The sequence below is a fragment of the Aquabacterium sp. CECT 9606 genome, from assembly GCF_918741295.1.
Taxonomy (GTDB): domain Bacteria; phylum Pseudomonadota; class Gammaproteobacteria; order Burkholderiales; family Burkholderiaceae_C; genus Aquabacterium.
Genome location: NZ_CAKKNB010000002.1, coordinates 582,411 through 604,754, shown reverse-complemented (window position 1 = coordinate 604,754; position 22,344 = coordinate 582,411). Strand labels below are relative to the sequence as shown.

The 22,344-nt window shown below is 65.1% G+C and carries 22 protein-coding genes; 5 read left to right on the top strand and 17 right to left on the bottom strand.

All coding sequences use genetic code 11. The features are described from left to right. Positions 1–4 precede the first annotated feature (4 nt). Genes LQ232_RS10480 through LQ232_RS10470 form a run of 3 tightly spaced genes read left to right on the top strand, consistent with a single transcriptional unit; the run spans position 5 to position 2,558 of the window. Entirely contained in the window at positions 5–736 is a 732-nt protein-coding gene (locus LQ232_RS10480) for a molybdenum ABC transporter permease (protein WP_230180264.1), read from the top strand. Continuing rightward, positions 733–1,899, top strand: coding sequence for a molybdenum ABC transporter ATP-binding protein (locus LQ232_RS10475; RefSeq protein WP_230180263.1), 1,167 nt, complete (start codon positions 733–735; stop codon positions 1,897–1,899). The genes LQ232_RS10480 and LQ232_RS10475 overlap by 4 nt, the downstream gene beginning before the upstream one ends. 53 nt (positions 1,900–1,952) lie before the next feature. Further along, positions 1,953–2,558, top strand: coding sequence for an MOSC domain-containing protein (locus LQ232_RS10470; RefSeq protein WP_230180262.1), 606 nt, complete (start codon positions 1,953–1,955; stop codon positions 2,556–2,558). Here the strand turns inward: LQ232_RS10470 and LQ232_RS10465 are convergent, their stop codons facing one another. The 13 genes from LQ232_RS10465 to gspG all read right to left on the bottom strand — a co-directional run bounded on the left by LQ232_RS10465 (position 2,559) and on the right by gspG (position 15,492). Beyond that, entirely contained in the window at positions 2,559–3,491 is a 933-nt protein-coding gene (locus LQ232_RS10465) for a 5'-nucleotidase (RefSeq protein ID WP_230180261.1), read from the bottom strand. A gap of 82 nt (positions 3,492–3,573) precedes the next feature. After that, the gene (locus LQ232_RS10460) at positions 3,574–4,581 is read right to left on the bottom strand and encodes an AAA family ATPase (RefSeq protein ID WP_230180260.1); all 1,008 of its coding nucleotides are present in this window, start codon (positions 4,579–4,581) and stop codon (positions 3,574–3,576) included. A 98-nt stretch (positions 4,582–4,679) separates the two neighbouring features. After that, entirely contained in the window at positions 4,680–5,897 is a 1,218-nt protein-coding gene (gene gspF, locus LQ232_RS10455; protein ID WP_230180259.1) for a type II secretion system inner membrane protein GspF, read from the bottom strand. An 18-nt stretch (positions 5,898–5,915) separates the two neighbouring features. Then, positions 5,916–7,340, bottom strand: a complete 1,425-nt coding sequence (gspE, locus tag LQ232_RS10450) for a type II secretion system ATPase GspE (protein WP_230180258.1) — start codon at positions 7,338–7,340, stop codon at positions 5,916–5,918. Positions 7,341–7,343: 3 nt separating this feature from the next. Beyond that, entirely contained in the window at positions 7,344–9,593 is a 2,250-nt protein-coding gene (gene gspD / locus LQ232_RS10445) for a type II secretion system secretin GspD (protein ID WP_230180257.1), read from the bottom strand. 3 nt (positions 9,594–9,596) lie between these two features. Next, positions 9,597–10,517, bottom strand: a complete 921-nt coding sequence (gene gspN / locus LQ232_RS10440) for a type II secretion system protein N (protein WP_230180256.1) — start codon at positions 10,515–10,517, stop codon at positions 9,597–9,599. Positions 10,518–10,534: 17 nt separating this feature from the next. After that, the gene (gspM, locus tag LQ232_RS10435; RefSeq protein WP_230180255.1) at positions 10,535–11,059 is read right to left on the bottom strand and encodes a type II secretion system protein GspM; all 525 of its coding nucleotides are present in this window, start codon (positions 11,057–11,059) and stop codon (positions 10,535–10,537) included. A 24-nt stretch (positions 11,060–11,083) separates the two neighbouring features. After that, positions 11,084–12,349, bottom strand: a complete 1,266-nt coding sequence (gspL, locus tag LQ232_RS10430; protein ID WP_230180254.1) for a type II secretion system protein GspL — start codon at positions 12,347–12,349, stop codon at positions 11,084–11,086. Positions 12,350–12,455: 106 nt separating this feature from the next. Next, positions 12,456–13,517 carry a type II secretion system minor pseudopilin GspK gene (gene gspK / locus LQ232_RS10425; protein ID WP_230180253.1) on the bottom strand — a complete coding sequence of 354 codons (1,062 nt, stop codon included), beginning with the start codon at positions 13,515–13,517 and terminating at the stop codon, positions 12,456–12,458. Between the two features lie 9 nt (positions 13,518–13,526). Continuing rightward, complete coding sequence (locus LQ232_RS10420; RefSeq protein WP_230180252.1) at positions 13,527–14,156, bottom strand: prepilin-type N-terminal cleavage/methylation domain-containing protein; 630 nt, start codon at positions 14,154–14,156, stop codon at positions 13,527–13,529. After that, positions 14,153–14,533, bottom strand: coding sequence for a type II secretion system minor pseudopilin GspI (gene gspI / locus LQ232_RS10415; protein WP_230180251.1), 381 nt, complete (start codon positions 14,531–14,533; stop codon positions 14,153–14,155). Before gspI ends, LQ232_RS10420 begins: the two co-directional genes overlap by 4 nt. Then, a complete protein-coding gene (locus tag LQ232_RS10410) occupies positions 14,520–15,056 on the bottom strand; it encodes a Tfp pilus assembly protein FimT/FimU (RefSeq protein ID WP_230180250.1) in 537 nt (178 codons plus the stop codon). Before LQ232_RS10410 ends, gspI begins: the two co-directional genes overlap by 14 nt. Continuing rightward, the gene (gene gspG / locus LQ232_RS10405; RefSeq protein ID WP_371820182.1) at positions 15,031–15,492 is read right to left on the bottom strand and encodes a type II secretion system major pseudopilin GspG; all 462 of its coding nucleotides are present in this window, start codon (positions 15,490–15,492) and stop codon (positions 15,031–15,033) included. Before gspG ends, LQ232_RS10410 begins: the two co-directional genes overlap by 26 nt. A 183-nt stretch (positions 15,493–15,675) precedes the next feature. Here gspG and LQ232_RS10400 point away from each other — a divergent pair, with 183 nt between their 5' ends. Then, positions 15,676–16,320, top strand: a complete 645-nt coding sequence (locus LQ232_RS10400; protein ID WP_230180249.1) for a hypothetical protein — start codon at positions 15,676–15,678, stop codon at positions 16,318–16,320. 4 nt (positions 16,321–16,324) lie between these two features. Here the strand turns inward: LQ232_RS10400 and ilvA are convergent, their stop codons facing one another. Then, on the bottom strand, positions 16,325–17,920 hold the full coding sequence (gene ilvA, locus LQ232_RS10395; RefSeq protein WP_230180248.1) for a threonine ammonia-lyase, biosynthetic: 1,596 nt from the start codon (positions 17,918–17,920) through the stop codon (positions 16,325–16,327). 23 nt (positions 17,921–17,943) lie between these two features. Beyond that, positions 17,944–19,182 carry an oxygenase MpaB family protein gene (locus tag LQ232_RS10390; protein WP_230180247.1) on the bottom strand — a complete coding sequence of 413 codons (1,239 nt, stop codon included), beginning with the start codon at positions 19,180–19,182 and terminating at the stop codon, positions 17,944–17,946. Positions 19,183–19,306: 124 nt separating this feature from the next. Here LQ232_RS10390 and LQ232_RS10385 point away from each other — a divergent pair, with 124 nt between their 5' ends. Beyond that, positions 19,307–20,401, top strand: coding sequence for an AraC family transcriptional regulator (locus LQ232_RS10385; protein ID WP_230180246.1), 1,095 nt, complete (start codon positions 19,307–19,309; stop codon positions 20,399–20,401). Between the two features lie 53 nt (positions 20,402–20,454). On the opposite strand, the gene LQ232_RS10380 is transcribed toward LQ232_RS10385, so the two are convergent. Next, positions 20,455–20,871 (bottom strand): F0F1 ATP synthase subunit epsilon, encoded by a 417-nt coding sequence (locus tag LQ232_RS10380; RefSeq protein WP_230180245.1) that lies wholly within the window; start codon positions 20,869–20,871, stop codon positions 20,455–20,457. A gap of 46 nt (positions 20,872–20,917) precedes the next feature. Next, positions 20,918–22,330 carry a F0F1 ATP synthase subunit beta gene (atpD, locus tag LQ232_RS10375; RefSeq protein WP_230180244.1) on the bottom strand — a complete coding sequence of 471 codons (1,413 nt, stop codon included), beginning with the start codon at positions 22,328–22,330 and terminating at the stop codon, positions 20,918–20,920. Between the last annotated feature and the right edge of the window lie 14 nt (positions 22,331–22,344).

Sequence of the window (22,344 nt, the reverse complement as noted above, 5' to 3'; positions counted from 1 at the left end):
GGCCGTGAGCGCCTGGGAGCTCGACGCCATCTGGCTGAGCGGGCAGATTGCCCTGCTCACGCTGTTGGTCAGCACCCCGCCCGCGGTGGTGCTGGCCTCGGTGATGGCCAAGGCCAGGTGGCATGGCCACTGGCTGCTGAACACGGTCGTGCTGCTGCCCATGGCTTTGCCGCCCGCAGTGGTCGGTTTCGCCTTGCTGATGGGCCTGAGCGACGATGGCGAGCTGGGCAACCAGATCGGACACCTGACTGGCTGGACCCTGAGCTTCTTCCCCAGCGGCGCGGTGCTGGCTGCCACCTTGGTCACCGTGCCCCTGATGGTGCGGGTGCTGCGGCCCGCGTTCGAGGCCATTGACCCCATGATGGCACCCCTGGCACAGACGTTGGGCGCCTCGCCCTGGAGTGCCTGGTGGAGCATCACCTTGCCCCTGGCCACCCCGGCCGTGCTGTCGGCCATGGCCCTGGGGCTGGCGGCGGCCTGGGGCGAGACCGGCGCCACCTTGGTGCTGTCAGCGGCCTTGCAGCCCAATCCCCGCGTGGGCCACCCAGAGCACAGCGTGCCCCTGGCGCTGATCCAGGCCTTGCGCTCGCCCGACAACCTGGGCGCCGCCACCCGCCTGGCCCTGGTCTCGGTGGGCGTCGCCGTGGTGGCGGTTTTGCTGAGCGAAGCCGGACGCCGCCACTGGCAAGGCCGCTGGACGGCCACCACCCAGCAGCCCCGGGGATCGCGCCCATGAACGACACAAGCAAGCCGCCCAAGGCCCTGCCCTCGCCCCTGAGCGTGGAATTGCGCGTGCAGCAACCCGGCTTGGACATCCAGGCCCAGTTCCGCGTCCTGCCGGGGCGTGTGTGCGCCATCGTGGGGCGTGGTGGGGCGGGCAAATCGGCCTTGCTGAAAGCCGCGGCCGGGCTTCACCCCGCCCTGGGTGGGCGGGTCGCGCTGGGCCACCAGGCCATCTACGACTCGTCATCGGGCGTGAACCTGCCGCCGCACCAACGCCGCCTGGCTTGGCTGGACGGCCACGCCCACCTGTTTCCCCACCTGAGCGTGCAGGGCAACCTGGAATACGGTCTGGCCCGCGCGCCCAAACCCGTGAACGGCCCCACCTTCGACGCCGTGACCCAGTGGCTGGACCTGCGCTCGCTGTTCAAGGCCCGTCCAGCGCGCCTGACGCCATCGCAACGCTTCAAGGTGGCCTTGGGCCGGGCACTGCTGTCGGCGCCCCGGGCCATCCTGCTGGACGACCCCTTGAGCGGAGTGCCCGAACACGACCAGCCCCCTTTGCTGGACTTGCTGGCCCAGATCCCCACGCGCTCCAAACTCCCGGTGGTGCTGATCAGCCCGCGCATGAACGAGGTGATCCGCATGGCCGACGACGTGATCGTGCTGCACGAAGGGCGCATGACCAGTGGCGGCACCGTCTCCCAGATCTTGTCGGACGTGTCCCTGTCCACCTTCCTGGAGGGCCTGAACGCGGGCAGCGTGATCGAGGGCGAAGTCAAGCGGCATGACATCGAATGGCTGCTCAGCGAGGTTGACGTGGCCGGCCAGCGCGTGACGGTGCCCGCCGCGCTGCACGCCGTCGGCCGCAAGGTGCGCCTGAAGATCCGCGCCCGCGACATCAGCCTGCACCCCGACGTCCTGGAGGGCAGCAGCGCCAGCAACCAGCTGCGTGGCCGCATCACCCAGATCATGCTGGCCGGCGAGAACGGCTCTTACGGCGCCGTGGGGGTCGAGCTGGACCACGTGCGCGAAACCGGCGATTTCTCCATCCAGCCCGGTGTGCAGATCTGGGCCTTGCTCACCCGGCGCTCCATCCAGCAGATGGACCTGGCGCCGGGCCAGCCTTGCGTGGCCAGCTTCAAGGCCATGTCCGTGGCGGTCTCTTCCTGGCGCTGAAGTTGATATGCTTGGATGGCTCACATCACTTTGCCACCCTCCAGGAGTCACCCATGTCTGCCGTTGTTGATCGCCGTGTCTTGTCCGTCAACACCGCGCAGGCCCAACCCCTTCTCATTGACGGCAAGTCCGTGCTCACGGCCATTGGCAAGCGGTCGGTCAGCTCGCTGGCCTCACCCCAGCGCATCGAGGTCAAGGCCATGGGCCTGCACCTGGACGAGCAAGCCGACCCCACCGTGCATGGTGGCCTGTCCAAAGCAGTCTACGCCTACCCTCACGAGCACTACCCCTTCTGGCAAACCGTGCGCGCCCAGGCCCAATCGCAAACCTGGGACGAGACCCTGCCCCACGGCATGCTGGGCGAGAACCTCACCATCACCGGCCTGCTTGAAAGCGACGCCTACATTGGCGATGTGCTGAAGTTTCCGGATTGCACCTTGGCCATCAGCGAGCCGCGCCACCCTTGCTTCAAGTTCGCGGCGGTGATGGGCTTCAACCAGGCGGTCAAGATGATGGCGCAGTCTGGTTATTGCGGCTTCTACCTGGCCGTGCGGGCGCCCGGCACCATCGCGGCGGGTGAAGGCTATGAGCTGATCCCCGGCCCACGCCAGGTCAGCATCGCCGAGCTGTTCAAGTCCCACATGCGGCGCAAGTCCTGATCAACCCAGGGTCTCGATGATGGCGTTGGACACGCCACTCATCACATGGCCAGCAGGCACATGGGGCGCCGCCCCGTCCACATGACCAGTCTGGTCGTCGAAGAAGAAATCGGGCTCGAACTCGCGCAAGAACTCGCCCTTGGGCAAGCCGCCCAGGAACATCGCCTCGTCCACTTCGATGTCCCAGTCCATCAAGGTACGGATGGCGCGCTCGTGCGCCGGTGCGCTGCGCGCGGTGACCAGGGCGGTGCGGATGCGCATGCCGCCCTGGTCTTCCAAAACCTGACCGCGTTGCTGCAAATCATGCAAAGCCTGCAAAAGCGGCTTGAAGGGCCCGGCCGGCAAAGGCTTGGCGGCGCGCTCCTGCTCGTGCAACTGGAAAGCATCCAGGCCCGAGCTTTGGTACACCTGCTCAGCCTCGTCCGAGAACAGCACCGCGTCACCGTCAAAGGCAATGCGCACCTCCCGCGGGTGGGCTTCGCCAGCATGGGCTGAATGGGGCAGCACGCGCGCGGCGGGCACGCCTTCCAGCAAGGCCGAGCGCACATCGGCCTCGTTGGCCGAGAGGAACAGATGCGCCCGCAACGGCCGCAAATAGCGGTAAGGTGATTCGCCCCGCGTGAACACCCCGCGCTGGATCGGCAAGCCATAGTGCCGCGCCGAGCGGAACACCCGCATGCCCGACACCGGGTCGTTGCGCGACAGGATGACCACCTCGACGCGCGGTTGATCAGGCGAATTGAAAGCCAGCAGCTTGCGCACCAGCGAGAAGGCCACGCCAGGCTTGGCGGGCTCGTCGAGGCGCTTGAGCTGGTGTTTCATGTAGGCGCGGTCGCCCGCGCCCTGGTCGAACAGCAGGTTCTCCTGCTCGAAATCGAACAGCGCACGCGATGAAATCGCCACCACCAACTGCCCTGACAAACTGACGGCCATCTGGATGCACCCTTGCAATCATTGGAATTGAAGGGCCCAGTATCGCCGAGCGGCGCGCCATCAGCTTGTCGTCAGTGCACCGTCACTGCGTGAACCCCATCGGCGTGCGGCGACCCTGTGCATCGGGCAGGTCGCGCGTTTCCAGGCGGTGCCGGCCATCCAGCTTGGCATTGCCGAACGCCGTCATCAAGGCGCGGCGCATCTCACGCGGCGCCAGGTGGCTCAGGCTGGCCAGCACGGCCTCGCTCAAGTCGGGGTCAAACCGCTGCCCCCAATCATGGTCGGCGCGGATGCTGCGGTACAGCTTCGACGCGATCTTGCGCGCCGCCTCTTCGCTGGGCATCTCGATCTCGAACACGTTCATGCGGTTCAGGATGGGATCGGGGATGCCGCGCGCCTCGTTGGCCGTGGCCACCCAGATCACCTGGCTGGCATCGATGGGCACTTCGGCGAACTCGTCGGTGAAGTGGCCGGCGGTGTCGTGCTCCAGCAGGCTGTAAAGCGAGCCCAGCGGATCATAGGCGTGCTCGCCTCCGCTCTTGTCGATCTCGTCGACCACCATGACCGGGTTGGCGTACTGGCCCTCGACCAGGGTTTCAAAAACCTTGCCGGGCCGCGCGCCCTTCCACTGACTGGACGAGCCCGACAGCACCCAGCCCGCCGTCATGGAACTCATGGACACGAAGCCCATGCCAGTGCCCAGCAGCTGCGACACTTCACGCGCGAAGTGCGTCTTGCCCACACCGGGTGGCCCCAGCAACAACATGGGCGTGATCTCGAGCGCGTCGCGGCTGTCGGCGCACAAAGCCAGTTGGCGCTTCAGGTCATCCAGCGCTTCGTGAAAATTGGGAAGGTCTTCGTACAGGTAGTCCATCGCTGGCAACCCGGAGGGCTTGACCTGGAAGCGGTCAGGTCCCATCTCCAGCATGCGCTCATAGGTGGCGCGCAGGGTTTCGTGTTCGCGGGGCGGCAGCTTGCCCAAACGTTTTTCGACTTCGGCAAGCCGATAGACATGGCGCATGTGCGCGATCGGGATGCGCGGACGCGCTCCCTCGTTTTGCACCGTGACCAGTTCACAACCAGTGTTCATGCTCAACCTCCGACAACGAAGACGCTGAGCCCATCATGCAACAAACGCACCCGCTTGCGAGGCCCCGAACAAGGGGTATCCCCAGCCGTATATCGTGTTTACTTCACCCAGGTGTTCATTTGCATGATCGGCATCATGACGGACATGACGATGAGCATCACCATCAGGCCCATGAACACGATCAGCAAGGGCTCGAGCACCGTCGCAATGGCCAGGGCCTTGCGCTGCACCTCGGTGCTGAGCTGCTTGGCCGCGCGTTGCAGCATCACCGGCAACTGCCCGGTCTGCTCGCCCAGGCGCGCAAACATCGACAGCAAACCCGGAAAGCGCTTCTTGGCGGCCAGGGCCGAAGCCAGCGGCGCACCCTCGCGCACCTGCACCAGGGCTTCCATGGCATCAGCCCGCATGGCGCGGTTGGACAAGGTTTCAGCGGCCGCCTGCAAGGCTTTCAAGATGGGCACGCCCGATCCGGCCAGCATGGCCAAAGTGCCGGCAAACCGCGCGGCGTTGTAGCCACGGATCAGCCGCCCGATCACGGGCACGCCCAGGGTGAAGCTGTCGAACTTGCGGCGGAAGGCCTCACCGCGCAAGGCAAACACCAGGGAGGTGAAGCCACCGATCATCAGCAAGATGAGCAGCCAGCCCCATTCGCGCATGAAGGCGCTCAGGCCCAGCATGACGCGGGTGAGGATGGGCAAGGCCCGCTTGCTGCTGCTGAACACCTGGGCCACCTGCGGCACCACGAACACCAGCAAGGCCACCACCACCACGATGGCGAACACCGACACCACCGCCGGGTACAGCGTGGCGCCAATCAGCTTGGATTTGAGAGCGCCCTGCTCTTCCAGGTCGTCGGCCAGCTTTTCAAGCACGGTGCCCAACTGGCCACTTTGCTCGCCGGCCGCCACCACACCTCGGTAGACCTCGTCGAACTCTTTGGGCGAGCCTGACAGCGCACGCGCAAAGGGCGAGCCGGCATTCACCTCGGAGCGCAGGTGCGCCACCAATTCGCGCTGCTGCGGGTCTTCGGACTCATCGGCCAGGGCCGTGAGCGCACGCTCCAGCGGCAAGCCCGCCGACACCAGGCCCGACAGCTGCCGCGTCCAGATCGCCAGCGAGGTCGAGTTGAAGGCCCGCCGCGTGAACATGCTGCGCTGCTGGCCTTGCTCTTCGGTGACCTGCACCGGCTCGATCTTCAGCGGCACCAACTGTTGCGAGCGCAATTGCGCGCGCGCGGTCTTGGGGTTGTCGGAGTCGACCAGACCGGTGACGGTCTTGCCACTGGTCTCCAAGGCTTCAAAACGGAAGGCGGGCATGGTGCGGTCTCTTCGGCCTTATTCGCGCGTGACGCGCAACACTTCTTCCAGCGAGGTGACGCCTTCGGCCACCAGGCGGTCACCGTCTTCGCGCATGACCTTCATGCCGTTCTTGGCCGCGGCCTCGAACAACTGGGCTTCGGAAGCCTGGGCGTGGATCAAGGCGCGGATGTTGTCGTCGGCCACCAGCAACTCGTACACGCCGGTGCGGCCCTTGTAGCCAGTCATGCCGCAAGCGGCGCAACCCACGGGGTGCCAGCGGTGGTATTCGTCTTCGCGCTTGCAATGCACGCACAGCTTGCGCACCAGGCGCTGCGCCATCACGCCCAGCAAGCTGGAACTGAGCAGGAAGGGCTCGATGCCCATGTCGGTCAAACGCGTGACGGCACTGGCCGCGTCATTGGTGTGCAGGGTGGCCAGCACCAAGTGACCCGTCAGCGAAGCCTGCACGGCGATCTGCGCAGTCTCGAAGTCGCGGATTTCACCGATCATGATCACGTCCGGGTCTTGCCGCAGGATGGCGCGCAAGGCCTTGGCGAAGGTCAAATCAATGCGGGCGTTGACCTGTGTTTGGCCGATGCCATGCAGCTCGTATTCGACCGGGTCTTCCACCGTCAGCACATTGGTGGTGGTGGCGTCCAGCGTGCTCAAGCCCGCGTACAGCGTGGTCGTCTTACCCGAGCCGGTGGGGCCGGTGACCAGCACGATGCCGTGCGGCTGGCGCAGCAGGCGTTTGAAACGGTCCAGCGACTCGCCGCTCATGCCCAAGGATTCGAGCGTGAACTTGTTGGCGTCACCCTTGTCGAGCAGACGCAGCACGGCGCGCTCGCCATGGGCCGAGGGCAAAGTGGACACCCGCACGTCGACGGCGCGGCCGCCAATGCGCAACGAGATGCGGCCGTCTTGCGGCATGCGCTTCTCGGAGATGTCCAGCTCGGCCATGATCTTCAGGCGCGAGATCAAAGCGGCGTGCAGGGCCTTGTTGGGCTGCACCACTTCGCGCAGCGTGCCGTCCACGCGGAAGCGCACGGCCGATGAGCGTTCATACGGTTCAATGTGGATGTCGGAGGCACCATCCTTGGCCGCCTGTGTCAGCAGCGCGTTCAGCATCCGGATGATGGGCGCGTCGTTCGAGGCTTCCAGCAAGTCCTCGACCGCCGGCAGGTCCTGCATCATGCGCGACAGGTCGACGGCGTTTTCCACCTCGCCCACCACAGCGGCAGCACTGCCCTCGCCACCCGCGTAGGCTGCCGCGATGCGCTGGCCCAGCGACTCGGCGGGCTCACGCTCCAGGGTGTCGATCACGAACAGCCGCATCACCTCCGACAAGGCCGAGCGCGACACCTGTTCACTGGCCCACAAGGTGGCACGGTCGCCATCGCTTTCCAGCAACAGGCTGTGCGCCTTGGCGAAGGCGTAGGGCAGGGGATGGCGGACGGCCATGGCTCAGTTCTCCACGCCGCTGGCAGCGGGCTTGGCGGGTGACAGCTTGGGGGCAAAGCCGGATTCAGCGGGCATCACCACCGTGGGCGCAGGCGCATTGGCATCATCCAATGGCTGTCGCACCGAAGGCATCGTCAAGTTGTTGGACAGCTTGAGCGGGTCCAGCACGGGCACTTCGTTGATGCGCATCAAGGAGCTTTGAGGCGGCGTGCTCTCGATCTGCTTGTTGCGCATGTAGTCGTAGCGGTCCAGGGTGAAGGCGTTGGCGGCCTCCTGGGTGCGCATCACGATGGGCCGCAAGAACACCATCAGGTTGGTCTTCTTGCGGGTGCGTTCCTGGCTCTTGAACAGGTTGCCCAAGTAAGGGATGTCACCCAGCAAAGGCACCTTGCTCGCGTTGTCGGAATACTCGTCCTTGATCAGGCCGCCCAGAACCAGCACCTGTCCATCGTCGACCACCACAGTGGTTTCAATGGAGCTTTTCGCGGTGGTGGGGCCACTGGTGCCGCTGGTGGACTTGACGCTGGAGTCTTCCTGGAACACCGTCATGCGGACAGTGCCGCCCTCGCCCACTTGCGGGCGAACGCGCAAGGTCAGGCCCACGTCCTTGCGGTCGATGGTCTGGAAAGGGTTCACGGTGCCACTGGAACTGGTCGTGGCATTCGAGTAAGAGCCCGTCACGAAGGGCACGTTCTCACCCACCACGATCTTGGCTTCTTCGTTGTCCAGCGCCACCATGTTGGGCGTGGACAGCACATTGCCGCCCAGCTCGGTTTCGAGGAAGGTGGCCAGCGCGGCCAGGTTGTAGCGGCCGTTACCCAGGGCACGTGCAAAACCAATGTTCAAGCCACTGGCCAAGCTGGAGATGCCATCGCTGCCCAACAGGCTCACCAGCCCTGGCGACGAAGTGGTGGGCAGGTTGGTGCCCGCCCCAACAATGTTCTTGGTGCCCGTGGCGCCCGCCCATTGCACGCCCATCTGGGCAGCCTTTTCGGCATCGACCTTCACGATCATCGACTCGATGTAGATCTGCGCACGGCGACCATCCAGCTGGTCAATCACAGCACGCAGTTGCCTGTACAGGGCATCGGTCGCTGTGATGATGAGCGAATTGGTGCTGGGGTCAGCCTGGATGAAGCCGCCCGTGGAGGGCTGAGCCGACCCGGCCACCGGGGTGGTGGATTGGGTGGAGGCCGTGCCGCTGGAGCTGCTGTTTTGGCTGCTGGGCGCGGTTGGGATGGGCGAAGCACTGGCGGAACTGCCACTGCTGGACGAGGACGAGCCGCCACCCGACGAGCCACCCGCCCCAGGGAAGGAGGCGCGCAACACCTGGGCCAGCTTCACGGCATCGGCATTCTTCAGGTAGATCACGTGGATGCCGCTGCCACCCAGACCGGCCGTGCCGGGCCGGTCAAGGCGCTGGATCAGCGTGCGCACCAGCGCCAGTCGCGCAGGATTGGGTGCGCGGACCATCAAGGTGTTGGTGCGCGGATCGGCCATGACGATGGTGGCCTGACCGCCACCCACGCCAGGAACCGACGCGCCGCCACCGCCATCGGCCATGCGCTGCACCATGGGCGCCAGATCAGACGCGATGGCGTATTGCAAGGGCATGGCCTCCATGTCGGTTGACGAGGGCACGTCCATGGCCGCGATCATCTGGCCGATGCGCTTGAGGTTGTCCGCGTAGTCCGTGATCACCAGGGTGTTGGTGCCCGGATTGGCGTTGATGGTGTTGTTGGGGCTGATCAGCGGCCGCAGCACCGTCACCAGGCTGTTGACGTTTTCATACTGCAGGCGAAAGATCTGCGTCAGGATCTGGTCACCCGAGCGCTTGACCGCACTGCCCACCTCCACCGTGCCGGTTTGCAACTTGGCATCGGCTTCAGGCACCACCTTGAGCAGGCCGGCCACTTCAACCATCGCAAAGCCCTGGCCACGCAAGGCCGCCAGGAAGTTCAGGTAAGCCTCGCGCGGCGTCAGCGGCTGCTCGCTGTACAGCGTGATGGTGCCCTTGACGCGTGGATCGACCAGGATCTGCTGGTCGACGATGGCCGCCATGGCCCGCGCCACGCCTTCAATCTCGGCATTGACGAAGTTGAGCGTGACGGTGGGACCGCCCTTCTTGACGGGCGCCGCCTGGGCCGCACCGGCCAGCGCCGAAGGCATCAGACAACCCGGACCGAAGGTGAAGGCCAAAGCCGTGGCCAGCGCAACTGCGCGGGGACGAGACAACAGAGGATGGGTCGTCATGACTTATCCGATCGAGATTACGGAACGGTCGCCCATGCGACGACCGATGATGTTCAGGAAACTGTCGAGCGCACCGCGCTCGCTTTCATTGGCCCGCGCTTCACCCCGGAAGCGCAAACCATTCAAACCCATTTGCCCTTGACCAGACAGCTGCAAGGCGCCATCCAAGGTCATCAGCGACACATTCACGCGCCCTTGCGGGTCGCCCAGCAAATCAAGCCGGTAGGACCCCAGTCGGTCCAGCGTCGTGACGCTGGAGGACACATCGTTGAAATCGACTTGCGCCTGCCCTTCGAAGCGAACCCTGCCATGAACCCATTCGACCACCAAGGCGTTGCTGCTCACGCGCACCACACCGCCCAGTTGCAAGGTGTTCCAGGGCGTGCCCAAACCGGTCAACCAGGCCGCTGGCCAGTGGCCGATCGGCCCCGTGGGCAACAAAGGCGCCGAAGCACTGCTTTGGCTGAACACCGCGATCCGCGCGCGGCCAAACCCTGGTTGCACATGAACCACCACCGGTGTGGGCATGCAGCAGTCCTGCTGCACCGTCAGGCTCAGACCCGTCAGGCGCGGCCGCAGCTTCCAGGCCAGACGGCCTGGCAAGGCCCGGGCGTCCCGGCTTCCGGGCCCGCCGGTCAGCACCACCACGGCGTCACCATTCCACACGGTACCCTGAGATTCGGCCAACAACAAGCGGCCTTCGCTCAGCACCACCACGCCCTGGGCCAGCCAACTGGCCGGCGCATACAAGATGAAGCCCAGCAAGGTGCCCAAAACCGCGCCCCACCAACCCCAACGCCGCCCGGCCTTGCGCATGTTTTCCCAGCGCGCGACCTCCAGCGTGGATTCCATCCAGCGCGTGGTCGCGGCCATGCCGCCAGACCACCAGGCGGCGGGGGATTTCAGGTTGGCGAGGATCGACATGCGCGGCGTGTTCCTGCTCAGCGAGGCGAAGCCTGCCCGGGGGCCAGACCCAGCACCACGGTGCCCGAATAATGGCCTGGTTCCGATTGCGCCAAATTGGCCTCAAGGGGCCTGGCGCGGGCGGCCACACGGACCTCGGCCAGCCAATCGGCCAACGCCCCGCCACTCACTTTGGTGAATTCGACCGTGGCCCGATCAGCCTGCAAGCTCATCCGGGCGCCCGTGCCCAGGCGCTCGGTGGCCGCCTTCAAGGCGGCTTCGGCCTGCACGGGCGGCACGGGGGGTTGCTGGCGCAGAACCTGGGCCTCGTCCGCCAAGGCGCGCATGCGGCCCACCTGGGTGCTGATTTCGCGCAATTGCACCGGCGTTTGCTGCATGCTTTTCAAGGCAGGGCGGATGAACACCAGCACCAGCACAGTCAGCAACACCAGGGCCGCGGCCGCCTGCGCCATCTGGCGTTCACGCGGCGCCATCGCGGTCCAACGCGCCAGCCACTGCTGCCGCAGGACGTTGAAGGAGGTGGCTTCTGATTCAGTGCTCATAGGTCTGTGTCAATGTCGATCGGCTCAACCGCGGGAGCCGCGGCGCACGTTCAGGCGGCCATCGGCCACCTCCACCTGGGCGCCCGTGGCCGACAGCTTGCTGCGGAACTGGTCGATGTCTGCGGGACCCCAGGCCGGCGGAGGCGCCAGGGTCAGGCTGGTGCCGTCGTATTGCAGGTTGGTGGAAGGCATCTCGTTGGGCCAGGCGCTGGCCACGAGAGACATCAAGCCCTCCAGGTCGTTGTCGCCCGGCTGCCCCGCGACGGCGCGCAAGGCTTCGGTCTCGCGCTGCATCTGAACGGCCGGGTCCAGGATCACGGTGACCTGCGGGTAGGCCTGCTTCAGAATCGTGGTCATCTCGGCCTTCTTGAGCTTGAGCTGCCGCTCCTGCTGCAAGGCCCACAGGTTCAAGCCCAGAAGCTGGACCACCACCAAGGCCGCCATGCCCACCCGCACCGGGCGCCACTGCGGGCTCAGGAACTGGCGCCACCGGTCGGAGACCGCGTTGAAGCCTTTGCTGTTGGGGGTGAGGTCAAATTGCAACAGGTTCCACAGCGAGCGGTTGGCCTGCAGCAAATGCTCAGACTGCGTTTGCACAGTCACGGCCTGGCCTAACCAGCGCTCAGCGGGCGAAGCCACCTGCGGTGTGGCAAAGAAACGGGTTTGTGGCGGCAAGGCTTCGGGCACCAGGGCGCGCGACAAGCCGCCGGTCAATGGCCAACTGGCCACGCCGTCCAGGGTCGACCAGGTCAGGACGATTTCCAGGCCGCGATCGGGCGCGGCACCGCTGCCGGCTTCGTGAACTTCATGGAAATAACCCGTGGCGGGCTCATCGGGCCACACGGCAGGGACCACGCGGTCCACGCGCAGTTTGGCTTTTTCCAGCAGCATCAACTGGCTGGTGAGCCAGGTCAGGTCGCAGGCCGCGATCCAGGCGGGCTGGCCGGCCTTGGCACCGGGCGCCAGGGCCAGGTGCATGTCTTCGGGGTCGGTCAGCATGGCCTCTTCCAGCATGCTGGCCAGGGCGGCGCGCAGGCGCGCGGCCGGGGCCTTCGGCACCGTCAGGCGGTGCCAGCTGATGTCGGTCGGCGCCAACACCGCCACCACCGTGTCGGCGCGCGGCACCATGGACAAGGCACAACGCCCTTGCCGCGCCACAGTCTGCCCATCGGCGCTCAAAACGTACGCGTATTCCTTGGTCGCCTGCGCGGCAGACGAGGTCGGCTCCGCCACGGCCAGGTCGGCATTCAGGCGCGAACGCGCGGGTAATTGAAGGATGAGGATGCTCATGCCCGGCAGTCAAAGGGGTCGAAAAGGGAACAGCACATCAAGGGTAGATGCCTTGGCATTGTAGGAGGCGCGAAATAAGACACGTTTAAGGATAGATACTGTCTTGTCAGTTGCCAGGATCAACGCCGGAAAAGCGCTCCTGATTCATCACAATCACGTCAATTTGCCTGGCTTGGCCTGAGCGCTTGACCAGGTGCCGGTTCTTCATGATCTGGTTTTCGAGGCGCAGTATGCCGGTCACCTCGAAGTACTCGGAGGTCACCTGGATGGCGTCGGCGGGGATGGGCACGATGGGCACTTGCTTCTGGGCCTCGGCCACGTCTTCAAAATAGTGGCTTTGCCGGGTCCGCACGATGCGCTCGGCAGTGGCGGTGTCGATGCCCCACACCGCCGCGATGACTTCCTTGGGGGCGGTGTTGACATTGATGGCCGTGATGCCCCCCTGCGGCACGTTCAGGTAAGGCAACAACGCCACGTAGGGGCGCATGCGCTCCACGGTGTCCGCGCCCAGCTTGGGCAACAGCCAGGTCAATTGATCCAGGCGCTGGGGCATCAACGGCGCGGCTGCCCGGCCAGACTCCCCACCCAAGGCCGCGAAGGATTGCGTCGTGTCCATGGCGGCCAAGGTCGCTTTTCTCAGGGCTTCGGCGATCTGCGGCGCCAAATCGGGCGGCAAATTGATGTTGGTGAACAAGTCGCGCAGCACCTTCACCTGCTGCGGATCCACATCCACCAAGCCTGGGTTGGGACTGATCAGCAGCAAATTGCGCAGGTTGTAGCGCGCATTTATGTCCGACACCTTGCCCGACAGAAACGCGTCAGGCGCATCGTCGGTGTTGTCCTTGTCCACAGCCAGAAAAGTGGACAAGCGCATTTCCTTCAAATCCTGAGCCCACTGCTGCGCCAAATGGGTCGGTTCTGGCTGCCCCCCCGTCTGCACGCGGCGCCCGTCTTCCTTCAGCACCAGTCGCGCAAAGTCGAGGGCGCCCACCAGCAGCCATTCCGATTGTTGGCGACCGCGCTCGGCCGACTCTACCTGAACCGCGCGCCATTGCTGCCACACCATCGACGAGGCGATGGTGGCCACCACGGTCACGATGACCATGGCCATCAACAAGGCCGCGCCGCGTTGTCGCACCAGCAGCCTGGAAGGTTGGGAGCGCTTCATGTCATCGCCTCAATGAGCAGCCAGGAAGGTGTCGCGCATGGCCACGCCCTCAAAGCCACTGGCCGGTCCCAAGGTCAGGATTGAACGCACGGCCACGGGCAGCTGGTTGTTGCCTGTGGACTGCGGGTTGGTGGGTTCGAGCCTACTGCCGCTCACCCCAATGTAGTAGTACATCTGCCACTGCAGAGCGCCTTTGAGCATGGTCAAGGTGCCCGGCTCGGTGCCTTTCAACTGATCGGCCTGCGTCCACTGGGCCTCAAGTTGACCCACTGTGGAAACGGGTGGGCCAGCCCAACGCTCCCACCGCCCATCGCGCAAGCTCCACGCCACCACCTGCACGCCACCCGGCGCCTGCCGGGTCAAGCGCAGGTAACTGCCATTGAACAAGAACGACCTTTGCCCCTGAATAGCGCCGGTCTTCAGGGTGGGGATGTCGATCACCGAGGCCATGTCGGCATCCCATTGGGTCATGACCGACTGCAAACGCAGGGTGCGCTTGAGTTTGCCCTCGGCCACCTCGCGGGCCCGGCTGATGCTGTCCATGCCCTTGAAAGCCGTGGCTGCCATGACCGACAGGATCACCAGGGCCACGAGCACCTCGATGAGCGTGAAGCCTGTGCTGATGCGAAGGCGCTTCATGGCCTAGGCAGCACGGTGATCACCTTGACCACCGACTGCCCCTCCTCGTCCAGCACCTGCACTTCAACGCGCCTGAAGTTGGCCGCATTGACGGTGGGCCGCACGGATTGCTTGCCCTTGAACTCACGCCCCAATTGCTGGCACTTGAACTCGCTGTCGCCCACGTCCGGGAAGGTGGCGCTTGCCTTCAAGACGAACAACTGGTTTTCGATGCACCACTGGCCCACGGTCAGATCGGTCACGCGCTGGGCGTTCAATGTCAAGCCGCCCGCGGCCTTGATACCAGCCGACAAGGTGATCGCCACGATCGCCAGGGCGACCAGCACTTCGATCAGCGTCATGCCGCCCATGGACTGCGGCTCATCAAGCTGGCGCACGGTCACCCCCCTCCTGATCGGCCTCGCCGGGCGCACCCGTGATCACGTCAAAGGGATTGAGCCCATCGGTGCCAATGATGATCTGCCGATCTTCCAGGCGCAAGATGATGCTTTGGGCACCGATCACGGGCTCGGGCCCCAGGACGATGCTTTTCTTCATGCCGATGCCGATGCCGCCGTTCACCACTTCGGCCTTGATCTCGCGCGCATCCCATTTCAGTGGGGGCATGAAGGCCTCGGGCAAGCCGATGAACTGGTAGTCGTCGCCCTTGCCGTTGGGCTCGGGCACCCAGCGGATGGTCATGGCGCCGGCACGCGCCTGCACCCGCGCCGATTCCAGGATGGCGGTCAGGCGCGCGGCCTCGCGCTCCAGGCGGGTGGACGAGGGATCAGGGACCGCGAAAGCCACGACGGCCGTGGTGATCGCGATCAACGCGACCACGACCATGAGTTCGAGCAGCGTGAAGCCGCGCGCCGATGGGGGCCGGTAGGGCAACTTACTGCCAGGATCCGATGTCGGCATCCTTGCCTTCACCACCGCTTTGGCCGTCGGCGCCAAAACTGAAAACATCGACCGTGCCTTTCACGCCCGGGTTGACATACTGGTAGTTTGCGCCCCAAGGGTCGTTGGGGAGCTTTTCGAGGTAAGGCTTCCAGTTGGACGGAACAGGGGCGGCGGTGGGCTTGGTCACCAGGGCCTGCAGGCCTTGTTCGCCCGTGGGGTAGCGCTGGTTGTCCAGGCGGTACAGCTTCAGCGCCTGCATCAGGTTGCTCACGTCGGTTTTGGCGGCCGTGACGCGGGCGTCATCGGCGCGCTCCAGCACATTGGGCACGATCAGGGCGGCCAGCAGGCCGATGATCACCAGCACGACCATCAGTTCGATCAGGGTGAAGCCCCGCGACAGGGCCCGGGCCGCGCCCCGGAGGTGGTGCTGGGTGGGTCGAGCAAACATCTTCATGCGGAGATCCGTGTGGTGACTTGACTGAGAGATTAGAGCCCAGAACGCCAGGGAGGTTCCCCGGCGCGGACGAGGTCGCAAGCATGCCCGAGCTTGAGGAGCATCCTATGCGGGATCAACCCGAGGTCTTGGGCCCTGTTTTCACGCCTCGGACTGATCAACAACGATGATAATGGCCGGAATATGGCATCTCGCATCCTAGCCCTCCTCATTTGGGCCGCCGTCGCGGCCAGCCTGGCCTATTGGGGCCTGCGCTGGCTGGCGCAGCCCACGGCCGTTCCGACCAACGCCACCGCGGTGTCCCTCGACAACGCGGCCCGTGGCGACATGCGCAAACTGCTGACCGGCCCTGCCGCGGCGGCCGACCCTGGGCAACCCGATCCCACCGCCGCCTCCATGTTGGCTGAGCGCATCAAGTTGCTGGGCGTGGTCGCTCCGCGCCACGATGGCGACAAGGGCGGCCTGGCCTTGCTGTCCGTGGACGGTAAACCTGCACGCGCCGTGCGCGCTGGCGGCTCCGTCGATGGCGACATGGTCCTGCTCACCGTCAACCAGCGCGGCGCCGAAATCGGCCCTGCCGCGGGGCCTGCCACTGTCAGGCTCGATCTACCCTTGCTGCCTGCCGCCGCCACCGGATCCTTGCCACCCCCCACCGGGTTCACGGCCGAAGCGCCAGCGCCACAGCAGATGCCAGGCGCGCGGCCCGACATCAACTCCGGCATGGCGGGCGCCCCCGAAGGCATGCCCATGCCATCGCAAGACCAGCCCCAGATGAACAACAACGGCGGCAACCGCCCGGTTCGTCCAGGCGGCAACCGCCCGCTCTGATCGCTCAGCGCAGGAACAAGCGGTAGACCGGGTTGCGCGTCTCGTCCGCGTAAACATAGCCCAGCGCGTCCAGCAAAGGCTTGATGGCCTTGGTGTCCTGCTTGGGCACCTGCAAACCCACCAGGATGCGGCCAAAATCGGCGCCCTGGTTGCGGTAATGGAACAGGCTGATGTTCCAGCCCGGTGGCAAACTGGTCAGAAACTTCATCAGGGCGCCCGGGCGCTCCGGAAATTCGAAGCGGAACAGGCGCTCGCCTTCGGCCAGGCTTGAACGCCCCCCCACCATGTGGCGGATGTGCGTCTTGGCCAGCTCATCCTGCGTCAAATCGACCGCGGCAAAACCGTGGGATTCAAACTCGTGCGCCAGGCGGCTTGATTCGCCCTTGCCTTTGACGCTGACCCCCAGGAACACATGCGCCTCCTGTTCGTCCGAAATTCTGTAGTTGAACTCGGTCACGCTGCGTGGGCCAATCAGCTCGCAAAAGCGCTTGAACGAGCCACGTTCTTCAGGGATGGTGACCGCCAACAGGGCCTCGCGTTGCTCGCCCACTTCGGCACGCTCGGCCACGAAGCGCAGGCGGTCGAAGTTCATGTTGGCGCCGCAGTTGATGGCCACGTAGGTGCGCCCCTGGCCGCCGTGGCGCGCCGCGTATTGCTTGAGGCCCGCCACGCCCATCGCCCCTGAGGGCTCCACGATCGAGCGGGTATCCTGGTAAATGTCCTTGATGGCCGCGCACACCTCGTCCGTCGTCACAACGACAAACTCGTCGACCAGCTCGCGGGTCAGACGCAAGGTTTCCTCGCCCACCAGTTTGACCGCGGTGCCATCGGCGAACAGGCCCACGTCGGCCAGCGTGATGCGCTTGCCCGACTTGACCGAGCGCGTCATCGCATCCGAATCGTTGGTCTGCACACCGATGACTTTGATCTCCGGCCGCACCGCCTTGATGTAGGCGGCCACGCCGCTGATCAAGCCGCCGCCGCCAATGGCCACGAAGACCGCGTCAATGGGGCCGGAATGCTGGCGCAGGATCTCCATGGCCACGGTGCCCTGGCCTGCGATCACGTCCGGGTCGTCGAAGGGGTGGACAAAGGTCAGACCCTTTTTCTGCTCCAGCGCCTTGGCGTGCAGGGCCGCGTCGGAGTAGCTCTCGCCATGCAGCACGATCTGGACGTTGTCGCCGCCAAAGCGCGCCACCGCATCGATCTTGACTTGCGGAGTGGTCACCGGCATCACGATGATGGCCTGGCAACCCAGGCGCCGGGCCCCCATGGCCACGCCCTGCGCGTGGTTGCCCGCCGAGGCACAGATCACGCCCTTGGCCAGGGCCTTGGGATCGAGCTTGGCCATTTTGTTGTAGGCGCCCCGCAGCTTGAAGCTGAACACCGGCTGCTTGTCTTCGCGCTTGAAGAACACGTGGTGCCCCAGGCGCAACGACAAGCCGCGCGCCTCGTCCAGCGGGCTTTCAATGGCCACGTCGTACACCCGGCTGGTCAGGATCTTTTGAAGGTAGTCCTGAATGCTCAAGGGCGCGGCGGTTTTCTTCGAGGGGGTCTTCTTGACGCTGGACTTGGTGGCGGCGGGGCGCGCGGTGGACATCGTGGGGTCTCCGTGGGATAGCCCTACAGTCTAGGGCAATGCTCCCGCGGCTGGTCACCACCCATTTCCTGGCGCCAGTAGGCCAACTGCGTTCGCCGAATGCGGGCGGCCCGTTCACCCAGCGATCCAGGCAGCAGGCGCGGCAGCCCCGATACAACCAACAGAGGCAGGAACGTCAGCAGCGGGTACCAGGGCAAGACCACGGGCAAGCCCAGGTGCCCCATGCCCTCACGGCTCACGAACCAACGGATCAGGCTGAGGTGGCGCGCCTTGTCGAAGTGCCCCCGCCAGGCACGTCCCCAGGCATAGTGCCGTTGCAAGGGCTCGTCCATCAAGGCCCGACCCAAGGCCACGCTGCTGGCATCAGGGGGTGCCTGGCTGATGACATTGTGGTACAGCTGAATGCGCCCCTTCATTTCGTCATCGCAGAGCCAGGCCTCGTCCACCCCCATCAGCCAGCCGATGTAACGCCACAAGTGCATGACGGCGCGCGCATCCGACTTCGTCACCACGAAGCCCGTGGTGCGCAAGGCCAGCAACTGCACCACACTGAACGCCAGGTAGGTGGCCTGCAGGTCAAGCTGGTTGATGGGCAGGCCCAAACTGGCGGCATCCCAGGTGGGACGCTGGCGCACATTCTGGCGCACCAGCGCGTGCATCACGCGCACATGCATCGTGGCCTTCCAGCCTGGGCCATGGGGTGCCAACCCGCCATCGGCGGTGCAGTCGAGCCACCACGACGTGGTCTCGGACACCCGCTTTTGCGCGCCCCGGCTCAAGGCCCCGGTCTGCACCAGGGTCTGGTTGATGGCCGAGGCCTGGTAGCCGGCCATCAGACCCGCGTCGCGCAGAACGCGCATGCCGTGCAAACCGGTGCTTTGCAAGAACCGCGCGCCCTGCGCCATCAACACCGGATCCACCCAATCCGGCACGGTCTGAACCTGCTCGATCAGGCGCCGCAAGGCGGGCGGCGTGCCATCGCCTTCGGACACGCCTTGTGCCATGGCGCGCTGCAACTGCCCGCGCCCTTCGTTCATGCCTACCTCGTGCAACCACCGCGCCACGTCATCGGCCAGCGGATCGCCGCGCCACAAGGCCGCGCCCATGGCGGCCCATTCAGCCTCGCTTGGCTCGCAAGGCCCGGAAATCGTCATCTTCAAACGCGCAGCCATGCGGCGGCTGACGGCCAGGTCTGCCCCATGGCGGCTGGGGGGCTGGACTGGCAAAGGCGAAGCGGACAGGGACTGCGGAGACGACATCATCGGGTAGACCTTGGGGCGTGAAACTGTCTCTGGATGTTGATGCGGCAACGCCAGCCCGTCACTGACCGCAGACACCACCGCAGTGGCCGCACAAGCCGCCACGACCCGCTAACATCGGCAACCCATGAGCACCGCAGTCACCCCTTCTTTGATCCCTGGCAGCTCGACCGGGTCCGGCTTCAGCGCGTCGTTTGTGCGCGTGTTGGCGGACTACATGCAGGCGCAGGGCCAGGATGCCCAGGCCATCCTTGACATCCTGGCACTGCCCAGCTCGCCCGCCCAGGACGAGGGGCGGCGTGTGCCCGCATGGCGTTTGAGCCAGGCCCTGGCCAAGGCGTCCCAACGGCTGAGCGATGACCACGTTGGACTGCATGTGGCCAGCCTGGTGCGTCCCACCCATCTCGGATCACTGGGCTACGCCCTCATGAGCTGCAAGCTCGGTGGCGATGGTCTGGCCTTGTTCGAGCAATTGCAAAGCCTGCTGTGCACCGAATTGCGTGGCCACTTCAGCGTGGCCGGATCCCACCTGGAGGCGCGCCACGAGCCATTGGGGCCCTTGCCCGATGACTACCATTTCTGGTCTTTTTTCACTGCCTCGCGCTTGGGCTTCGCTCGCTGGGTGTCTGGCCGCGAGCTGGTGCCGGCGCTGGTCGAACTGCCCTGCGAGCCGCCAGCGAACGTCCGCCCATTCCAGGACTTCATTGGCGGCCCCGTGAATTTCCGCGCCGCCCAGTGCCGGGAGTTGATGCCCGCCGATTGGCTGGGCTGGGTCAACCCGAACGCCGACCCGCCGATCCACGACCTCATGAGCACCATGGCACGGCGGCAGTGGCAGGCCCGCACCCAGGATGCAGATGCCCTGAAAGCCTGGGTTCAGCAGGCCATCTTGCTGGCGCTGGACCGCGGTGAAAGCCCCACCCTGGACCTCATTTGCACGGGGCTGCACGAAAACGGACTCAGCCCGGGCCCGGCCAGGCATGTGCAGCGGCAGTTGGCCGCTCAGGGACTGAACTTCAAAGGCCTGGTGGAAGAGGCACGCAAGGAGCGCGCCTTGATGCAACTGCGCTTGACCGACCTGCCCCTGGCCCGCATCGCGGCCGAGGCCGGCTACGCCGAGACCAGCTCTTTCCACCGCGCCGTGCGCCGCTGGACGGGCATGACGGCCATGGCCGTTCGCGAAGCCGGCAACGGTGCTTCCAGCAAGCCCCCGCGCCCATGAAAAAAGCCCGCACAGTGGCGGGCTTTTGGCGGGCAATGTAGCGCTTTTTCAGATCACTTCTTGCGCAGGCGCTGAAGGGCCGCCAACTGGGCAATCATGATCTGCAATTCGCTCTGGGCCTTGGCCAGGTCCAGGTCGCCCTTGGCGTTCTGAACGGCTTCTTGCGCCAGGCGCTTGGCTTCGTTGGCCTTGGACTCGTCGAGGTCCTTGCCGCGGATGGCCGTGTCGGCCAACACCGTCACGGTGCCAGGCTGCACTTCCAGGATGCCGCCAGCCACGAAGACAAATTCTTCTTCGTTGTTGTCGGCGCGCTGGATGCGCACGGCGCCTGCCTTGATGCGGGTGATCAAAGGCGTGTGACGGGGCAGGATGCCAAGCTCGCCGGACTCACCGGGCAGCGACACCAACGTGGCTTCGCCAGAGAAGATGGACTCTTCTGCCGAAACAACGTCAACGTGAATGGTGGACATAACGGGCTTTCTCGAAGGGGTGAAGCGGATCAGGACCGGAGATCAATCACTGAATGCCCTTGGCCTTTTCAACGGCTTCGTCGATGGTGCCAACCATGTAGAACGCTTGTTCCGGCAGGCTGTCGTATTCGCCAGCCACGATGCCCTTGAAACCACGGATGGTTTCAGACAGGGGCACGTACTTGCCAGGCGAGCCCGTGAACACTTCAGCGACATGGAAAGGCTGCGACAGGAAGCGCTGGATCTTGCGAGCACGCGAGACGATCAGCTTGTCTTCAGGGGCCAGCTCGTCCATGCCCAGAATGGCGATGATGTCGCGCAGTTCCTTGTAGCGCTGCAGCGTGCCTTGCACGGCGCGGGCCACGTTGTAGTGCTCTTCACCCACCACGTTCGGGTCCAGCTGACGCGAGGTCGAGTCCAGCGGGTCCACGGCGGGGTAGATGCCCAGCGAAGCGATGTCACGCGACAGCACCACGGTGGAGTCCAAGTGGGCGAAGGTCGTGGCAGGCGATGGGTCGGTCAAGTCATCCGCTGGCACGTAGACGGCCTGGATGGAGGTGATCGAACCGACCTTGGTCGAGGTGATGCGCTCTTGCAGGCGGCCCATTTCTTCGGCCAGCGTGGGCTGGTAACCCACGGCGGAAGGCATGCGGCCCAGCAGTGCGGACACTTCGGTGCCGGCCAGGGTGTAGCGGTAGATGTTGTCCACGAAGAACAGCACGTCCTTGCCTTCGTCGCGGAACGACTCGGCGATGGTCAGGCCGGTCAGGGCCACGCGCAAACGGTTGCCCGGGGGTTCGTTCATCTGGCCGTAGACCATGGCGACCTTGGACTCGCCCAGGTTCTCCAGGTTCACGACGCCCGAATCGGCCATCTCGTGATAGAAGTCGTTCCCTTCACGGGTACGCTCACCCACACCAGCGAACACCGACAGACCGCTGTGGGCCTTGGCGATGTTGTTGATGAGCTCCATCATGTTCACGGTCTTGCCCACACCGGCGCCACCGAACAGACCCACCTTGCCGCCCTTGGCGAACGGGCAGACCAAGTCGATCACCTTGATGCCGGTTTCCAGCAGCTCTTGCGATGGCGACAGTTCGTCGTACGCAGGGGCCTTGCGGTGGATGGAGGCGGTTTGAGCCTGGTCCACGGGACCACGTTCGTCGATGGGCGCGCCCAGCACGTCCATGATGCGGCCCAGGGTCGCAGGACCCACGGGCACGGTGATCGCTGCATTGGTGTTGAACACCGTGATGCCGCGGCGCAGGCCGTCGGACGAGCCCAGCGCAATGGTACGCACCACGCCGTCGCCCAGCAGCTGCTGGACTTCCAGGGTCAGTGCCGAACCGTCCATCTTCAAGGCGTCATACACCTTGGGCATCTGGTTGCGTGGGAACTCCACGTCCACCACGGCGCCAATGCACTGAACGACCTTACCTACAGCTTGAGTGTCAGCCATTTTGGTTCCTTCAA